This is a genomic window from Streptomyces sp. B21-105 (assembly GCF_036898465.1).
GTDB lineage: Bacteria > Actinomycetota > Actinomycetes > Streptomycetales > Streptomycetaceae > Streptomyces.
The window spans coordinates 8,480,805-8,496,603 of record NZ_JARUMJ010000001.1 but is presented as its reverse complement, the minus strand read 5'-3'; the positions used below and the strand labels follow the sequence as shown (position 1 = coordinate 8,496,603).

The window sequence follows — 15,799 nt, the reverse complement described above, 5'->3', positions numbered from 1 at the left end:
GGAGGTCGCGCGGGGTTCGAGCGGGTCGACCGCCGGGCCCTGCGGGACAGGCCGTGCGACTGCCCGTCCTCGTCGCGGTGGACGGCGTGGCGCTCACCGCCGACGCGGACGACCGCACCGTCGCCCGGCGCAGGCCGGCCGGGTTCCCGCCGCCGGGCGGATCGCACCGGGCTCCGGCGCGCCACGACGCGCGCCTCCCTCGCACGGCGTGCGCGGCCCGGCTGCGGCTGCGGTCTCGGGTCAAGACCAGGTCATCGGGCAGCCGTGCCGCAGTGCGTACCGGGCGGCGCGCAGGTACAGGGCCGCGTAGAAGGCCGCCTCCGGAGCGTCGGCCCACGGCGCCGGCCGCGCCGCGCCCGCCGCGTCCGCCCCGCCCTCGAGGAACCAGTTCGTCATCTCCAGGTTGCCGCCGGTCTCCGGTATCGCGTCCAGGGGCAGGTCGAGAGCGTGGGCCAGCCGTTCGGCGAGGGTGAGGACCTGAGGTGCTCCGACGATCAGCGTCTCGTCCACGTAGGCGCCGCCGATCGGCACCTTCACCTCCCGGTCGAGGGAGACCGGCACCAGGACGGTCCAGCCCAGCAGCGTCTCCTCCTCGGCCGGGGTGAGGTGCGCCCGGCACAGCGCGGCGAACGCCGCCATGGACAGGCTCGCCTTCTCCTCGAACCAGTCCCGTGCCGGTGCGGCGGACTCCGCCGGCAGGTACGGCGGCAGTCCGCGCCGGCGCAGTTCCTCGTTCAGCGCCGTGGCCTTGTCGCCGTGTCCGCCCTCCTCGTGCCCGAACCACTCTCGCGCGTCCACGCTCACCAGATACACACCCATGCCCCGCAACGTACCGCCCGCCACCGACAACGCCCCCGGCGGCGAGGGGGCGGGGAACCCTGATGACAAAGTCGGTGAACAAGCGCTTAGATAGTGGGCGGATCACGCACCCCGCCCGCGCCGACCGCCGGAGGCCCCCGTTGTTCACGTCCGTCGACGATGTCCGCGCCCGGCTCGCCGAGAGCGGGTACCTGGCCTCCCCCGCCGTCGCCACGACCGTCTTCCTCGCCGACCGGCTCGGCAAGCCGCTGCTGGTGGAGGGGCCGGCCGGGGTCGGCAAGACCGAGCTGGCCAAGGCCGTGGCGCAGGTCGCGGGGGCCCGGCTGGTGCGGCTGCAGTGCTACGAGGGCGTCGACGAGTCCCGTGCGCTGTACGAGTGGAACCACGCCAAGCAGCTGCTGCGCATCAGCGCCGGCCGGGACGAGACCTGGGACGCGGCCCGCACCGACATCTTCAGCGAGGAGTTCCTGCTCCCCCGCCCGCTGCTGACCGCGATCCGCGGCGACGAGCCGACCGTCCTGCTGATCGACGAGACCGACAAGGCCGACGTCGAGGTGGAGGGACTGCTCCTCGAGGTGCTCAGCGACTTCCAGGTCACCGTCCCGGAGCTGGGCACGATCACCGCGACCCGCCGCCCCTTCGTGGTCCTCACCTCCAACGCCAGCCGTGAGCTGTCGGAGGCGCTGCGCCGCCGCTGCCTCTTCCTGCACATCGGTTTTCCGGAGGAGGAGCTGGAGCGGCGGATCGTCCGGCTGAAGGTGCCCGGCATCGACGCGGCGCTGGCCGAGTCGGTGGTCCGGGTGGTGGGCGCGTTGCGCGCGATGGACCTGCGCAAGGCGCCGTCCGTGGCGGAGACGATCGACTGGGCGCGCACCCTCCTCGCGCTCGGCGCCGACACCCTGAACGAGAACGTCGTCCGCGACAGTCTCGGCGTGATCCTCAAGCACCAGGACGACGTCCTCAAGGCGGGCGCGAAGCTCGACCTGGACGCCGTGTGAGCGCCGCCGGGGTCGCCGACCGGCTGGCCGGCTTCGTCGCCGCACTGCGCGCCCACGGCGTCCGCGTCGGCACGGGCGAGACCGTGGACGCCGCCGAGGCCACCGCGGCGCTGGGATTCGCCGACCGGGCCCTGCTGCGCGAAGGCCTGGCGGCGACGCTGCTGCACTCGGCCGACCAACGGCGGGTGTTCGACACCGTCTTCGACCTGTACTTCCCTCGCGGCGTGGGCGCGCCCGAGGGCGAGCCGGGCGACCGGGACGACCTGCGCGAGCGGCTGGCCGCCGCACTCGCCGACGGTGACGAGGCGATGCTGGGCCGACTGGCGATCGAGGCGGTCGACGGGCTGGGCGGGTACGGGAGTTCGCCGGGCGCGGACGGCTGGTCGTCGTACCAGACACTCGAACGGCTGCGCCCGCAGACGCTGTTGGCGCGCGTGCGCGACGACATGCGGGCGCGGGACGGTTCCGGCTTCACCGGCCGGCTGCTGGAGGACGAGATCCGACGGCGCATCGAGGCGTTCCGCGGCCTGGTCGCCGCGGAGGCGCGCCGTCGGGTGGCGGAGCGGCGCGGGCGGGACGAGATCGCCCGCCGGGCGGTGGCCCCGACCGCGGACCGGGTCGACTTCCTGTACGCGGGCAGGGACCGGCTCGCCGAACTGCGGCGGACGGTGCAGCCGTTGGCGCGCAAGCTCGCCACCCGGATGGCCGCGCGCCGCCGCCGGGCCGCCCGGGGCTCCATCGATCTGCGCCGCACACTGCGCGCCTCGCTCTCGACGGGCGGGGTGCCGATGCGGCCCGTGCTGCGCCGCCGGCGCCCGGTCCGCCCCGAACTGGTGCTGCTGTGCGACGTGTCGGGCTCGGTGTCCGGGTTCTCCGACTTCACGATGCTGCTGGTGCAGGCGCTGCACGACCAGTTCTCCAAGGTGCGGGTGTTCGCCTTCGTCAACCGGATCGACGAGGTGACCGGTCTGCTCGAACACGGCGCGGCCGACCCCGGGGGCCTCGGCGCCCGCATCCAGGACGAGGCGCGGCTGACGGGCTATCACGGCAGCAGCGACTACGGCATGGCTCTGGGCGAGTTCGCGGAGCGGTACGGCGCCGCGGTCGGCCCCCGGACCACGGTGTTCGTGCTCGGCGACGCCCGGACGAACATGGCCGACCCGAACCTGGCCGCGCTGCGCCTGATCGCCGGGCAGGCCCGCCATCTGCACTGGCTGAATCCGGAACCCCGGTCCCTGTGGGGCACGGGCGACTCGGCCGCACCCGAGTACGCCGAGCTGATCGCGATGCACGAGTGCCGCAACGCCCATCAACTCGGCGCGCTCATCGGCCGGCTGCTTCCCGTGTAGGACGGGTACGGCGGACGGGTCCTCAGGCGTCCCCGGCCGGGCTCTGTCCGGTCGGGCGGTCCTCAAGCGCTCAAGTCCTCAGGTCCTCAGGTCCTCAAGTCCTCAAGTCCTCAGCTTTCAGGCGTCCTTGGCCTTCGCGTACTCCGTGGCCATCGCACCGGCGAAGTCGTACACGACGCACTGTTCGTCGCCCACGACCCAGGCGTCGTGGCCGGGCGGGATCACGAACACGTCGCCGGGGCCGAGTTCGCTCTCGCCGCCCTCGTCCATGGTGACGTGCATGCGTCCGGAGACCACATAGCCGTTGTGGTGGATCATGCAGGTGTCCGTGCCGACCAGACCCGCCAGCGACTCGGTCCAGCGCCAGCCGGGTTCGAAGGTCGCCTTGGCGAAGTCGAGCCCGGTCATGTGGACGGCCTCGATGTGGCCGCGCGGGAAATCGCGGCGCTCGTCCGGCTTGTCGAGGGTCTTCACTTCCATCATGACGCTCCTCCCTTCCGGGCCGCGCTTGACCACGGCCGGGGGCGGTCCCCCGGCGGACCTGGACGGCCACCGGTCGGAGCCGCGCCCCTACACCTCCATGGTCCGCCTGGCCACCGGGGGTCGCCATACGGGGCGTGCCGCTCTCAGACGGCTTCACCGCACAGTTCGGCGAAACGGCCGGCGTCGATGTTGCCGCCGGAGACGATCAGCCCGACGCGCCGGGGGAGGTCGCCGAGCCGTCCGGCGAGGAGCGCGGCGAGCGGCGTGGCGCCGCTGGGCTCCACGACGATCTTCAGCCGTTCGAAGGCGAACCGCATGGCGGCGCGGATCTCGCCGTCCGAGACGAGCGCGATCTCGTCGACGAGCCGCCGGTTCACCGAGAAGGTCAGCTCGCCCGGCGTGTGCAGGGCCTGCCCGTCGGCGATGGTGCGCGGCACCGGGATCTCGACCCGGCGGCCCGCCTCCAGCGAGCGCTTGGTGTCGTCGCCGGCCTCGGGTTCGACGCCGGCCACCCGGATGCCTGGGCGCAGCCCCTTGACCGCGGTCGCGCTGCCCGCGATCAGCCCGCCGCCCCCGACCGGCACCAGCAGGGCGTCCAACTCACCTGCGTCCTGCAGGAGTTCGAGGGCTGCGGTGCCCTGGCCCGCCATGACGTGCGGGTGCTCGTAGGGCGGGATCAGCGCCAGGCCGCGGTCGGCGGCCAGCGCCTCGGCGATGGCGACGCGGTCGCCGGCGTAACGGTCATAGGTGACGATCTCGGCCCCGTACCCTGCCGTCGCCGCCCGCTTGGAGCGGGGGGCGTCCTCGGGCATGACGATCACCGCGGTCGTGCCCAGTTCCCGGGCGGCCAGGGCGACGGCCTGGGCGTGGTTGCCGGAGGAGTACGCGGCGATGCCCCGGGCCAGCTGTTCGGGGGCCAGCCGGGAGGCCGCGTTGTAGGCGCCGCGGAACTTGAAGGCGCCGACGCGCTGGAAGTTCTCGCACTTCAGCAGGACCTCGGCGCCGACGATCCGGTCGAGGGTCGTAGAGCGCAGCACGGGCGTGCGGTGCGCGACGCCTTTGAGCCGGGCTGCCGCGTCGCGGACGTCGTCGAGGGTGATCGGCAAGGGCGTGGTCGTCACGGGTGTGCTCCCTCAGAGGTGTCGTCGGCTCCGTCCGTCCCGGTCGCCGGGGTGGCTCTGGCCTGCGAGAGGTAGGTGTAGGCGGAGGCGCGGGAGATGCCGAGGCGGGCGGCGATCTGCTCGATCGCGCGGCGCACGGCGAACACGCCGCGTTCGTCGAGGCTGCGGAAGAGGGCCAGTCGCCGCGGCCGGTCGAGACCGGCCCAGGTCTGGTCCTGGCGCAGCAGATGGGCGTCGAGGAGGGCGTCCACGACGGAGTCGATGTCGTCGCCGAAGGTGGTCGCCGGCGGGTCGGACGGCCCGGTCGTCGTCCCCGCGAGTGCGCCCAGCAGCGTGCGCGCGCGGTCCACCTCGGTGACGTCCACGTTGACGCAGAGGGCGCCGAAGACCGCGCCCGTGGAGTCGCGCAGCACCATCGTGGACGACTTCACCAACTGTCCGGGACGGGTGCGGGTGACGTAGTTCAGCTCGTCCGAGGCGGCGTCCCCGCGGGCGAGGACCCGCATGCCGATCTCGCTCATGGCGCCGCCGACGGTCCGCCCGGTCACCGCTCCGGCGACGGCGACGACGGACTTCTCCGGCCGCCGGTAGTCGTGCAGGACCACCTCGCACACCGGGCCGAAGGTCGCCGCGATGCCGTCGACCACGGGGACGAGGGCGCGCAGGATCGCGTCCCGCTCCCCCTCGCGCTCCTGTTCACGTTCCTCGCGCTCCTCGCTCTCCTCGCGCACCTCGGGTTCCTCGCGCTCCTGTTCGCGCAGGGCCTGTGGATCCTGGGGTTCCATGCATCGATTAGACCATGCGTCCAGCTATTGGACCAGCAGTCCAATCAGGTCGGGCCGAAAAGGGAGGGCACGGGAGCGCACGGACACCTTCAGGCGAACCGTCGATCAAGGGGGTGGTGTCGCCAATCCGCGTTTCCCTAGGATGTGTTGTCCGCCGCGTCAGCCCGTGGCACGGCGGCGATCCTGGGGGAAGAGATGCAGCCAGGCAAGCAGCTGTCCACGAACATCGATGCCACGGTTCCGACGGCCGCGCGCATGTACGACCACTATCTCGGCGGCAAGGACAACTACGCGGCCGACCGCGCCGCCTGCGAGGAGCTCGACAAGGTCGTCCCGAGCACCCGTGCCCTCGCGCTGAACAACCGGCGTTTCCTGCAGCGGGTCGTGCGGACCCTGGCGCAGGAGCACGGGATCCGGCAGTTCCTCGACCACGGCTCCGGTCTGCCCACGCAGGACAACGTGCACCAGGTGGCCCAGCGCGTCGACCCGAGCACGCACGTCGTCTACGTCGACAACGACCCCATGGTCCTCGGGCACGGCCGGGCCCTGCTGGAGCAGGACGAGCGGACCACCGTCATCCACGCCGACCTGCGCGACACGGAGACCATCTTCGGCCACGAGGAGACCCGGCGGCTGATCGACTTCTCGCAGCCGGTCGCCGTGCTGTTCAACTCGGTCTTCCACTGCATCCCCGACAGCGAGAGCGACGGGCCGCGGGCGGTGGTGCGCCGGGTCAGCGAACACCTCGCGCCCGGCAGCTTCCTGGTGATGTGCCAGCTGGTCAGCGAGGACGCCGGCGTCCGGGAGTTCGTCACCGACTTCATGGACAAGGCCACCCAGGGCCACTGGGGCCGGGTGCGCCAGGAGCAGGACGTGGCCGCCCTGTTCGACGGCCTGGAGATCCTCCCCCCGGGGCTGGTCGAGGTCTCGTCCTGGCGACCGGACACCGAGGTGACGCCCCGCCAGCTCACGCAGGAGTGGATCGAGTTCGGCGGCGTCGGCCGTCTGGGCTGACCTGCCCGGAACGCGGCGGCCGTCGGGGAGGCCGCCGCAGGTCAGGCGTAGCGCTGCCGCGCGGTCGACTCCAGCAGCGCGACGGAGTCACGCGGGTTCAGCGCCTCGTCGGCCAGCCGGTCCAGGGCGACCCGGTACTCCTCCGTCTCGTCCCTGTCCTCGAGGAAGGTGGCGCTCCTGATCTGCTCCAGATAGACGACATCCGGCAGATCGGCGCCGCCGAAGCGCAGGTAGGTGACCGGTATGGCGGGCGCCGAGGCGTGGGTGACGTCCAACGGCACGACCTGGACGGTGACCTGGGGCAGCGTGGCCAGCTCCACCAGGTGGGCGAGCTGCTCCCGCATCACGTCGCGGCTGCCCAGCACCCGCAGCAGCACCGACTCGTCGAGGATCGCCCACACCCGCGGGGCGTCCGGTCGCCGCAGCAGTTCGGAGCGGCGGGTCCGCAGCTCCACCCGGCGCTCCACCTCCCGCGAGGTGGCCGACGGCAGTCCGCGCTGCACGACGGCGCGCGCGTATGCGGGCGTCTGGAACAGACCCGGCACGTACTGGATCTCGAAGGTGCGGATCGCCGTGGCGGCTTCCTGCAGCCCCACCAGCCGGTCGAACCACTCGGGCATCAGCCGCTTGTCGTACCGCTGCCACCAGCCCGGCTCTCCCGCCTGCCGCAGCAGTTGCAGCAGCACGGACGCCTCGTGGTCCTCGGTCTCGTACAACGACAGGAGCGCACGGACGTCGGCCTCGACGGGCGGCCTGCGCCCCTTGCCGGCCTCGATGCGCGACAACTTCGCCGGGCTGAATCCGAGGGAACGAGCGGCCTGCTCCTGGGAGAACCCGGCGTCTTCCCGGATGCCCGCAAGCTGCACGCCGACCAGCATTTTCAGCAAGGTCGGGGCGGGCTCGGCCCGGTTCAGATACGGTTCGAGGCGGGAGACGCGAGGCGACTCGACAGACATCCTGACTCCCCGTGGACCGGCAGACGACAGACCGAAAGTATCGCATCCGAAGCCCTCCAGCCGCACGCGGCAGAGGAATTGAGCCCCTTTCGAGTCCTTCGGACCCGCCGCCCGCCTCGCCCCGAGCCGTCTTCGACCGCTCCACCTCCGTCCGCTCCACCTCGTCCACCGCGCCCCGAGTCGTCGCGCTGCAGAATTTCACGCGGTCTTCGCGCGGCCTTCACGCCAGGTGGTCGAACTCCCCGCCCTTGGCGCCGGCCAGGAACGCGGCCACCTCCGCCGGCGTGTACACCAGCGCGGGCCCGTCGGGATCACGGGAGTTGCGCAGCGCGACACCTCCCCCGTCGAGGGCCGCGACCTCGACACAGTTGCCCTCGGCGTTGCTGTGGCTGCTCTTGATCCAGCGAACGCCCAGCGAGCTCGCCCGCACTCCGTTACGCACTGACGGCATCGCACTCTCCTCACTTGTGTGCGCAATTTCCCGTGAAATTGCACGAGGACATCGTCAGCGTGGATAATAGCCCTGTCGTCAACCGCTCTTCCGGCGCCCCGTTCTGACGTCATCTCAGGGAGATGCACCGTGCCATCACCTGCGCAGTTCCGGAGTCCTGAGTCCGTCGCCGTCCGCGACGTGCCCAGAACCGCCGCCCTTCATCTCACGGGCAGCGGGGAGGGATTCGCCCGGGCACGCGACTTCACCCACCGCACGCTGGACTGCTGGTCCCTCGGCCATTGCGGCGACGACGCGATCACCGTCGTCACCGAACTGGCCGCCAATGCGGTCCTGCACGCACTCCCCCACGCCGGGACGGACCAGTTCCCGGTGCGGCTCAGACTCACCCTGCGCCGCTCGCACCTGGTGTGCGCCGTCACCGATCCGAGTGACAGCCTGCCCGTCTGCCCGCAGTCCATGGACGACCTCCTCGAGCACGGCCGCGGACTGCGCATGATCGATGCTCTCTCGGAGCACTGGGGATGGACCCGCCGCTTCCCCGTGGGCAAGACCGTATGGGCCATGCTGCCGACCCGCCCCGTTTCCTGATCCCCGACGCCCGATCCTGACTTCTGACATGACTGCCACGAAGAGAACCACCCCGCTCGCAGGCCTGGGACACGTGCCGTGGCCCGACATCAAGGACTCCACCGGGTCCGCCGCGGCCATCCCCTCCCTGCTCACCACACTCGCCCGGGGCGACGCCGACAGCGCCGGCCCGGCACTGGGCCAACTTCGGCGGCGTATCTGCCAGTTCGGATTCGTCGTCGACCAGGCGACGGCGGCCACGGTGCCCTTCCTCTGGGAACTCGTCCGGCTCCCCCAGGTCACCTGCCGGGTGGAGATACTGCGCCTGCTCAAGAGCATCGCCGACGCCCGGCAGTGGGAGACCACCGCCGCCGCGTATCCCAAGCTGTACCACCACCCCGACGACTACGTGGGGTGGGAGCGCGAGGCCCGCCACGCCGTCCACGCCCAGCGCGACGTCCTGCGTCAACTACTGCGGGAGCCGGCCCCCGACGCCGAGATGCTGCGGGCCACCACCGAACTAGCGGCCGCCCTCACCGACTGAGAAGCCCGGAGTGCGGAGCACGGAGCCGCCCGGGAGGCCCTGCGGAGTGCGCCCGTCCCTTTCCCCGCTGCGCGTCCGCGCACCCGACCGCTAGGTTGGGCCGCATGAGCAACCTTGACCGCTCGCCCCAGCCGAGCGTGTGCGGCGGCCGTGGCTTCGTCGTCGCCGAGCCCGTCCGCGAGCTGCTGAGCCCACGGCATGTGCAGCTCGGCGGATCGACGGAGGTACGGCGGCTGCTGCCCAACCTGGGCCGGCGCATGATCGGCGCCTGGGCCTTCGTCGACCACTACGGCCCCGACGACATCGCCGACGAACCCGGCATGCAGGTCCCGCCGCACCCGCACATGGGTCTGCAGACCGTCAGCTGGCTGCACGAGGGCGAGGTGCTGCACCGCGACTCCACCGGCAGCCTCCAGACGATTCGGCCCCGGGAACTCGGACTGATGACCTCGGGGCGCGCCATCAGCCACTCCGAGGAGAGCCCGCGCTCACACGCCCGGTATCTGCACGGCGCCCAACTGTGGGTGGCGCTGCCGGACGCGCACCGGCACACCGACCCCCGCTTCGAGCACCACGCCGACCTGCCCGTGGTCACGGCCCCCGGCCTCCACGCCACCGTGCTCCTCGGCGACCTCGACGGGGCCCTCTCGCCCGGTACGGCGTACACCCCTCTCGTGGGCGCCGACCTCACACTCGCCCACGGCGCGGACGTACGGCTGCCACTCCGGCCCGAGTTCGAGTACGGCGTGCTGTCGATGTCCGGCGAGGTCCACGTCGACGGCGTCCCGGTGCTCCCCGGTTCCCTGCTCTACCTCGGCTGCGGCCGCACCGAACTGCCGCTGCGCGCGGAGTCCGACGCCGGGCTGATGCTCCTCGGCGGCGAACCCTTCGAGGAGGAGCTGGTCATGTGGTGGAACTTCGTCGGCCGCTCCCAGGAGGAGATCGAGCAGGCACGCGCCGACTGGACGACGGGTACCCGATTCGGCGAGGTGAAGGGCTACGACGGCGCGCCACTGCCCGCCCCGGAGCTGCCCCCGGTGCCGCTGAAACCCCGCGGAAGAGTGCGCTGACCTGGGAGAATCTAAATCTGTGTCCCGGGCCTCAGGGACCGTCTCGCCGCCTGACGCTGACTTGATGCCGACTTTTCACTCGGCTGCCCCATCTTCGACGGGCGGAGAGAAGACGGGCACCAGCGGGATACCCGGCGGCTCCTGGGTCTGCTGGTCCGTGCGGGACGGCCGGAAGGGCCCGCTGTCGGCGGCAGCGTGCCGGAAGCGGACCCCGTCCCGAATTCAGGCGAGGGAGATGACGACCGACTTGGTTCTCGTGTACGACTGCAAAGCCTCCGGCCCGGATTCGCGTCCGTAGCCGGACTGCTTGACGCCGCCGAAAGGCACGGCGGGGTCGAGCATGGCCCAGTCGTTGACCCAGACGATGCCGGCGTCCAGTCGTGCCGCGACGCGGTGCGCGCGCGCCAGGTCGGAGGTCTGGAGACCGGCGGCCAGTCCGTAGGGCGTGCTGTTCGCCAGCGCGATCGCCTCGTCCTCGGTGTCGAAGGGCTGGACGGTCAGGACCGGGCCGAAGATCTCCTCCTGGACGGTGCGGGCGTTGTTGTCCAGGCCGGCGATGACCGTGGGCTTGTAGTAGTAGCCGCCGTCGAGTTCCATGCGCTCGCCACCGACGACGATGCGGCCGCCGTCGTCGACGGCCGCTCTCACATACCGCTCGACGTTCTCCAGATGCCGCACGCCCGCCATCGGCCCGACGACGGTGGCCGGGTCGAAGGGGTCGCCGACGGGAACCGCCGGAACCGCTTCGGCAAGGATCCCCAACACCGTGTCGTACAGGGACCGGTGGACCAGCAGCCGGGGTCCGCCCATGCAGAACTGTCCGGTGTTGAAGACGAAGCCCTTGATGATCGCGCCGATCGCCTTGCCGACGTCGGCGTCCTCGAAGACGATGTGCGGCGCGTTGCCACCCAACTCCATGGTGACCGGCTTGAGCCCTTCGCCGGCCGCGCTCGATGCCAGACGGCCGACCCGCGTCGACCCGGTGAAGGCGATCTTGTCGATGCCGGGATGACGCACCAGCGCCTCGCCGAGGACGGGGCCGCTGCCGGTGACGACGTTCACCACACCTGCGGGTACGCCGGCGTCGGCGAGAATCTCCGCCATCAGCAAAGCGCTGAGGGGTGCCTCGTCGGCCGGTTTGTGGACGATGGTGTTGCCCACTGCCAGGGCCGGCGCGAGCTTCGACGTGCTCAGGATCAGCGGGAAGTTGAACGGGGTGATGGCTCCTACCACACCGATGGGCTCTCTACGGGTGTAGGCGTGGGAGGGGATGGGGATCTCCCGCGTGGCCCCGTCGACGGCCTGCGCCAGCGCCGAATAGTACTCATACGTCTCGGCCACGGTCTCCACGTCGACCGCACGGCTGAGTGAGACGGGCTTGCCGACGTCGAGGCTCTCGACGGCGGCGATCTCGTCGGCCCTCTCCCGCACCCGATCGGCCACTCGATGCAGCACACGGGCGCGCTCGCGGGCCGGCGTCCGGGGCCACGGCCCCGCGTCGAACGCAACACGGGCAGCGGCCACCGCGGCGGCGAGATCGGCCCCGTCCGCCTCCGCGACCGTGGTGACGACTTTGCCCGTGGAGGGGTCGATGACGTCGCGCCGTGCCTTGGACTCCGCGTCCCGCCACTCTCCGCCGATGAACAGCCTGCCCGGTTCGATGTGCGGCCGCTGCACGCTCATGCCCGCTCGCCTTCCCGGTGCGGCGCGAAGCCGTCACCGTACTCACGCCGGTCGCGCCACTGCGACCGGCAGGTTTTCGGATGATGGCCCACCGGTGACGGCCTGGACAGGGAGCCGGGAGGCGAGCGCTGGAAGTAAGGACGAATGACGTATCCCGTGCGCGACGTTCGGCCTTGCCAGGTCGGCCTGGTGTCGGGTGGCCCGCCCTCACGGTCCGGGCTCGCACCGACCAGGCCGCTTCCCTCCGGTGGGACGAAGGAAGTCGGAGAGTCAGGACATTCGTCGCTGTACCCACATACTTGAACTCTCAATAATTAACTCCAGGCGACCAGCCGGAACGGCACGGCCCGTGCTGTTTTCCGTGGAAGGACGATCGATGACAAGTTCTCTCGCACGCAGGCAGATTCTCGGCGCGGGCATCGCACTGGGGGCGACGGCCCTGATCGGCGGTACGGCACAGGCCGCCCCGGGCACCGCCGGATCCTGGCCCAAGGAGTTCTCCCTGCCCGACGGGTGGGGGCCGGAGGGAGTCGCGATCGGCTCCGCGCCGTACGCCTACTTCGGGTCGATCGCCACCGGCGGCGTGTACCGGGTGGACCTCACGAACGGCAAGGGCAAGGTGGTCCACCGCGGCCTGGGACGCATGACGGTCGGGCTGAAGGCCGACTCCTGGGGGCGGCTGTTCCTGGCGGGCGGCGGCAGTGGCGAACTGCGGGTCGTCGACGCCCACAGTGGTGAGTTGCTCGCCAACCACGTGGTCGCCGGAGAGACCAGTTTCGTCAACGACGTCCTGCTCACCCGTGACGCCGCCTGGTTCACCGAGTCGTTCAGCGCACAGCTGTTCAAGCTGCCCCTGGGCAGGAGGGGCCGCATCGGCGCCCCGGAGAGCCTCACACTGAGCGGTGACTGGGTGCAGTCCGGTTTCACGTCCAACGGCATCTCGCTCACCCCCGACGGCAGCGCCCTGCTCGTCACCAACGCGGCCGCGGACGGCGGTTCACTGATGCGCGTCAACCCCCGCACCGGCGTGGCCCGCAAGGTCGACCTGGGTGACACGACGCTGCCCAGCGGCGACGGACTGGTGCTCATCGGCCGCATCCTCTACGTGGTCCAGCCCAACTCCAACCAGGTGGACGTACTCCGGCTCAACCGGTCGGGCACCAGGGGCACTGCGATCGGAGTGATCAGGGACGACCGCTTCGACCTGCCCACCACGGCCGCCGCCTACAAGGGCCGGCTGTACCTTCCCAACTCCCGCTTCACCACCCCGGACCGGGACGAGAACACCCCTTACAACGCGGTGTCCGTGCCGTTGGTGTGACGTACGACCGGAGTACGGCTGTACCCCGTCCGCTCGAAGCGGGCGGGGTACAGCCGTACTCGCCGTTTCTATCCGTGCGTCGTGACGGTGTGCGCTTCGGTGAAGGAGAGCAGGCCCTCCGGACCCATCTCCCGTCCGATGCCGCTCTGGCGGAAGCCGCCGAAGGGAGCCCGGTCGTCGCACGCGACGGCGTTGGCGTGGTTGATCCAGGTGGTGCCGGTACGCAGCCTTTCCGCAATCCTGCCCGCGTGGTCAAGATCGCCGCTCCAGACCGAGGAGCACAGTCCCGACCAGTCGTTGTTGACCCGGTCCACGACGGAATCCACGTCGTCGAAAGGCAGGATCGGCAGGGCGGGGCCGAACTGCTCCTCGGTGACGATCCGCAGGCGGGGGTCGGGGTCGAGGACGAGTGCGGGACGCAGGAAGTGGCCCGTGGAAGCAGCGGCGCCAGGGGCCAGGACGCCCCGTTCGCGCACCTCTGCTCCGGCGTCGGCCGCCTCGGCCAGCATGGCGGTGACCTTGTCACGCTGGGCGGCGCTGTTGAGCGGCCCCATGGTCGAGGCGGGATCGGTTCCCGCGCCCACGCGATGGGTGTCGAGGGCGGAGGACAGCGCGTCGACGAGCTCGTCGTAGCGGGAGCGATGGACGTACACCCGTTTGACCGCCATGCAGACCTGGCCGCTGGTCAGGAAAGCGCCCTGGACGAGCCGTCCGACGTGCTCCTGGTCGAGTACGGCGTCGTCGAGGACGATCGCGGGGTCGTTGCCGCCGAGCTCGAGCGTCACCGAGGCGAGGTTCTGTGCGGCGGCGGCCATGATGTGTTTGCCGGCGGCCGTGCTGCCGGTGAAGACGATCTTTCGGACACGAGGGTCGGTGAGCAGTGGGGCGACCGCGTCGTTGCTGCCCGTCACGACGTTCAGCACCCCCGCCGGGAGCCCCGCGGCGAACAGCTCCAGGGTGCGCACCATGGCCAGCGGCACAGTGGGCGGAGGCTTGACCACGGCCGTGTTCCCGGCGAGCAGCGCGTACGGCAGGCTCGCCCCGAGGATGGCGATCGGCCAGTTGAACGGCACGATGACCGTGACCACGCCCGTGGGGAGCCGATGGATGTGCGAGGTCAGCGGCGGGCCGTCGAGGCGTCGTACCTGGTCGAGGGAGTCGGCCAGGTCGATCGCCGCCCGGGTGCGTGCGACGAAGACCCCCATCTCCACCTGGCTCTCGAAGGCGACCTTGCCGTTCTCCCTCGTCATCAGGGCCGCGCGCTGGGCCTCACTGCCGTCGAGCAGGGTGAGCGCCTGGCCGATGATCTCCGCTCGCCGGCGTGCGGGCATCGCCGCCCAGCTCGGGAACGCCGCGTCCGCGGCGGCTACCGCCGCCCGGGCCTGCTCGACGGTGGCGGCTGCGGCATGACCGACGATCTGGTCAGGGGCCGCAGGGTCGTGGACGGCCGTCCAGTCTTCGGTCTCCATGGTCTTGCCGTCGATGAGCAGTCCGGTACGGACAGGCGCCGCCCAGGTCTGCGCCGGCGTTGCTCGGGTTCTTTCGGACATGCGACTCTCCAGAGGATCAGGTGTGCGTGCAGGACGTCCATGACCAGGAAGCGCGGGAAGGAAGGGGCCGATCCCGCCTGTCGGACAATCATCCGTCTGGCGGACAGCTTGAGGTCAGCGTCACTTCGGGCCCTGCCGGTGTCAACCCCTTGGCTGCGGAACTCCCGCCTGTACTCCTGTCCGCAGCGCGGACAGGAGTTAGGCTGACTGTGGGAACCCACCGTTCGACCGCAGTCGAGGAGTCGCGTGCCACGCCAGGGAGCAGGACCGGATTTCATCGAGGCACTGGCCCGAGGGCTCGAGGTCATTGCCGCGTTCCCGCCCGGGCAGCCACAGATGTCGCTGACTCAGGTCGCCGGCGCCACCGGGCTCGCCAGGCCTACCGCCCGCAGGATTCTGCTGACCCTGGAGGAACTGGGCTATGTCCGCTCGTGCGAGGCGGGGTTCGCGCTGACCCCCAGGGTGCTCGAACTCGGGGTCGCCTACGTACGCTCCATGGGCCTGTGGGACATCGCGCGGCCCCATATGGAGCACCTTGTGGAGCGAACCGGCGAGTCGTGTTCCGTGGCTCAGCTGGACGGATCGGACATCGTCTATGTGGCCCGGGTGGCTGTCCCGAAGCTCGTGACCCTGTCGGTGCAGATCGGAACGCGGTTTCCGGCTCTGCAGACCTCCCTGGGAAAGGTACTGCTGGCAGCCTTGCGGGCCGATGAGCTGAAGCAGGTGCTCGCCGAGCCCTCGCGCTCGGGGCTGACGCCCTGCTGGCAGCCCGACCTCGGTGAACGAGACGCGGTCCTGCGCGAGGTGCGAGCACGCGGATGGGCGTTGACGGACCAGCAGTTGGCGCCCGGCATCCGGTCGGTCGCGGCCCCGCTGCGCGACGGCTCCGGCCAGGTCATCGCGGCGCTCAATGTCAACTGCCATGCGGCCGAGACATCGGTCGAGCAACTTGTCGAGAAGCATCTGCCACCGCTGTTGCAGACGGCGGGAGACATCAGCGCGGATTTCGCCCGCGTCGCCACGGTGCCGCAGGCCTGAAAAGCCACTGCCCCTGCACGGGCTTGAGGGCCGTGCAGGGGCAGCGT

At 71.1% G+C, this 15,799-nt stretch carries 16 protein-coding genes; 8 read left to right on the top strand and 8 right to left on the bottom strand.

Features of this window, described 5'->3' with window-relative positions; translation table 11 throughout:
• Nucleotides 1-240: 240 nt before the first annotated feature.
• Nucleotides 241-819 carry a hypothetical protein gene (locus QA802_RS38055; protein ID WP_334532765.1) on the bottom strand — a complete coding sequence of 193 codons (579 nt, stop codon included), beginning with the start codon at nt 817-819 and terminating at the stop codon, nt 241-243.
• A gap of 140 nt (nt 820-959) precedes the next feature.
• On the opposite strand from QA802_RS38055, the gene QA802_RS38050 reads away from it, so the two are divergent.
• Together QA802_RS38050 and QA802_RS38045 are read left to right on the top strand one after the other, a co-directional pair.
• Nucleotides 960-1,817, top strand: coding sequence for an AAA family ATPase (locus tag QA802_RS38050; RefSeq protein ID WP_334535146.1), 858 nt, complete (start codon nt 960-962; stop codon nt 1,815-1,817).
• Nucleotides 1,814-3,166, top strand: coding sequence for a vWA domain-containing protein (locus tag QA802_RS38045; protein ID WP_334532762.1), 1,353 nt, complete (start codon nt 1,814-1,816; stop codon nt 3,164-3,166). The genes QA802_RS38050 and QA802_RS38045 overlap by 4 nt, the downstream gene beginning before the upstream one ends.
• Nucleotides 3,167-3,283: 117 nt before the next feature.
• Here the strand turns inward: QA802_RS38045 and QA802_RS38040 are convergent, their stop codons facing one another.
• From QA802_RS38040 to QA802_RS38030, 3 genes are all read right to left on the bottom strand, one after another.
• A complete protein-coding gene (locus QA802_RS38040; protein WP_334532758.1) occupies nt 3,284-3,649 on the bottom strand; it encodes a cupin domain-containing protein in 366 nt (121 codons plus the stop codon).
• 143 nt (nt 3,650-3,792) lie between these two features.
• Complete coding sequence (locus QA802_RS38035; RefSeq protein ID WP_334532755.1) at nt 3,793-4,770, bottom strand: pyridoxal-phosphate dependent enzyme; 978 nt, start codon at nt 4,768-4,770, stop codon at nt 3,793-3,795.
• Nucleotides 4,767-5,555, bottom strand: a complete 789-nt coding sequence (locus QA802_RS38030; protein ID WP_334532753.1) for a helix-turn-helix transcriptional regulator — start codon at nt 5,553-5,555, stop codon at nt 4,767-4,769. Before QA802_RS38030 ends, QA802_RS38035 begins: the two co-directional genes overlap by 4 nt.
• A gap of 195 nt (nt 5,556-5,750) precedes the next feature.
• Between QA802_RS38030 and QA802_RS38025 the strand changes: the two genes are divergently transcribed.
• Complete coding sequence (locus tag QA802_RS38025; RefSeq protein WP_334535144.1) at nt 5,751-6,569, top strand: SAM-dependent methyltransferase; 819 nt, start codon at nt 5,751-5,753, stop codon at nt 6,567-6,569.
• A gap of 41 nt (nt 6,570-6,610) precedes the next feature.
• On the opposite strand, the gene QA802_RS38020 is transcribed toward QA802_RS38025, so the two are convergent.
• Together QA802_RS38020 and QA802_RS38015 are read right to left on the bottom strand one after the other, a co-directional pair.
• Nucleotides 6,611-7,525: a helix-turn-helix domain-containing protein gene (locus QA802_RS38020; RefSeq protein WP_334532750.1), complete on the bottom strand. Its 915-nt coding sequence runs from the start codon at nt 7,523-7,525 to the stop codon at nt 6,611-6,613.
• 220 nt (nt 7,526-7,745) lie between these two features.
• A complete protein-coding gene (locus QA802_RS38015; protein WP_319169071.1) occupies nt 7,746-7,976 on the bottom strand; it encodes a DUF397 domain-containing protein in 231 nt (76 codons plus the stop codon).
• A gap of 129 nt (nt 7,977-8,105) precedes the next feature.
• Between QA802_RS38015 and QA802_RS38010 the strand changes: the two genes are divergently transcribed.
• From QA802_RS38010 to QA802_RS38000, 3 genes are all read left to right on the top strand, one after another.
• Complete coding sequence (locus tag QA802_RS38010; RefSeq protein ID WP_334532745.1) at nt 8,106-8,567, top strand: ATP-binding protein; 462 nt, start codon at nt 8,106-8,108, stop codon at nt 8,565-8,567.
• Nucleotides 8,568-8,595: 28 nt separating this feature from the next.
• Nucleotides 8,596-9,090: a hypothetical protein gene (locus QA802_RS38005; RefSeq protein ID WP_334532742.1), complete on the top strand. Its 495-nt coding sequence runs from the start codon at nt 8,596-8,598 to the stop codon at nt 9,088-9,090.
• 104 nt (nt 9,091-9,194) lie between these two features.
• The gene (locus tag QA802_RS38000) at nt 9,195-10,160 is read left to right on the top strand and encodes a pirin family protein (protein WP_334532739.1); all 966 of its coding nucleotides are present in this window, start codon (nt 9,195-9,197) and stop codon (nt 10,158-10,160) included.
• 222 nt (nt 10,161-10,382) lie between these two features.
• Here the strand turns inward: QA802_RS38000 and QA802_RS37995 are convergent, their stop codons facing one another.
• Nucleotides 10,383-11,843, bottom strand: coding sequence for an aldehyde dehydrogenase family protein (locus tag QA802_RS37995; protein WP_334532736.1), 1,461 nt, complete (start codon nt 11,841-11,843; stop codon nt 10,383-10,385).
• 376 nt (nt 11,844-12,219) lie between these two features.
• Between QA802_RS37995 and QA802_RS37990 the strand changes: the two genes are divergently transcribed.
• Nucleotides 12,220-13,164, top strand: coding sequence for an NHL repeat-containing protein (locus QA802_RS37990; RefSeq protein ID WP_334532733.1), 945 nt, complete (start codon nt 12,220-12,222; stop codon nt 13,162-13,164).
• 68 nt (nt 13,165-13,232) lie between these two features.
• On the opposite strand, the gene QA802_RS37985 is transcribed toward QA802_RS37990, so the two are convergent.
• Nucleotides 13,233-14,714 (bottom strand): aldehyde dehydrogenase family protein, encoded by a 1,482-nt coding sequence (locus tag QA802_RS37985; protein WP_334532731.1) that lies wholly within the window; start codon nt 14,712-14,714, stop codon nt 13,233-13,235.
• A 246-nt stretch (nt 14,715-14,960) separates the two neighbouring features.
• Here QA802_RS37985 and QA802_RS37980 point away from each other — a divergent pair, with 246 nt between their 5' ends.
• Nucleotides 14,961-15,752 (top strand): IclR family transcriptional regulator domain-containing protein, encoded by a 792-nt coding sequence (locus tag QA802_RS37980; RefSeq protein ID WP_319169086.1) that lies wholly within the window; start codon nt 14,961-14,963, stop codon nt 15,750-15,752.
• Nucleotides 15,753-15,799 lie beyond the last annotated feature (47 nt).

Bases quoted from the DNA above. Each gene is read 5' to 3' on its own strand.
- QA802_RS38055 (WP_334532765.1), bottom strand. From the start codon at position 819: ATGGGTGTGTATCTGGTGAGCGTGGACGCGCGAGAGTGGTTCGGGCAC.
- QA802_RS38040 (WP_334532758.1), bottom strand. From the start codon at position 3,649: ATGATGGAAGTGAAGACCCTCGACAAGCCGGACGAGCGCCGCGATTTC.
- QA802_RS38030 (WP_334532753.1), bottom strand. From the start codon at position 5,555: ATGGAACCCCAGGATCCACAGGCCCTGCGCGAACAGGAGCGCGAGGAA.
- QA802_RS38025 (WP_334535144.1), top strand. From the start codon at position 5,751: ATGCAGCCAGGCAAGCAGCTGTCCACGAACATCGATGCCACGGTTCCG.
- QA802_RS38020 (WP_334532750.1), bottom strand. From the start codon at position 7,525: ATGTCTGTCGAGTCGCCTCGCGTCTCCCGCCTCGAACCGTATCTGAAC.
- QA802_RS38015 (WP_319169071.1), bottom strand. From the start codon at position 7,976: ATGCCGTCAGTGCGTAACGGAGTGCGGGCGAGCTCGCTGGGCGTTCGC.
- QA802_RS38005 (WP_334532742.1), top strand. From the start codon at position 8,596: ATGACTGCCACGAAGAGAACCACCCCGCTCGCAGGCCTGGGACACGTG.
- QA802_RS38000 (WP_334532739.1), top strand. From the start codon at position 9,195: ATGAGCAACCTTGACCGCTCGCCCCAGCCGAGCGTGTGCGGCGGCCGT.
- QA802_RS37995 (WP_334532736.1), bottom strand. From the start codon at position 11,843: ATGAGCGTGCAGCGGCCGCACATCGAACCGGGCAGGCTGTTCATCGGC.
- QA802_RS37990 (WP_334532733.1), top strand. From the start codon at position 12,220: ATGACAAGTTCTCTCGCACGCAGGCAGATTCTCGGCGCGGGCATCGCA.
- QA802_RS37985 (WP_334532731.1), bottom strand. From the start codon at position 14,714: ATGTCCGAAAGAACCCGAGCAACGCCGGCGCAGACCTGGGCGGCGCCT.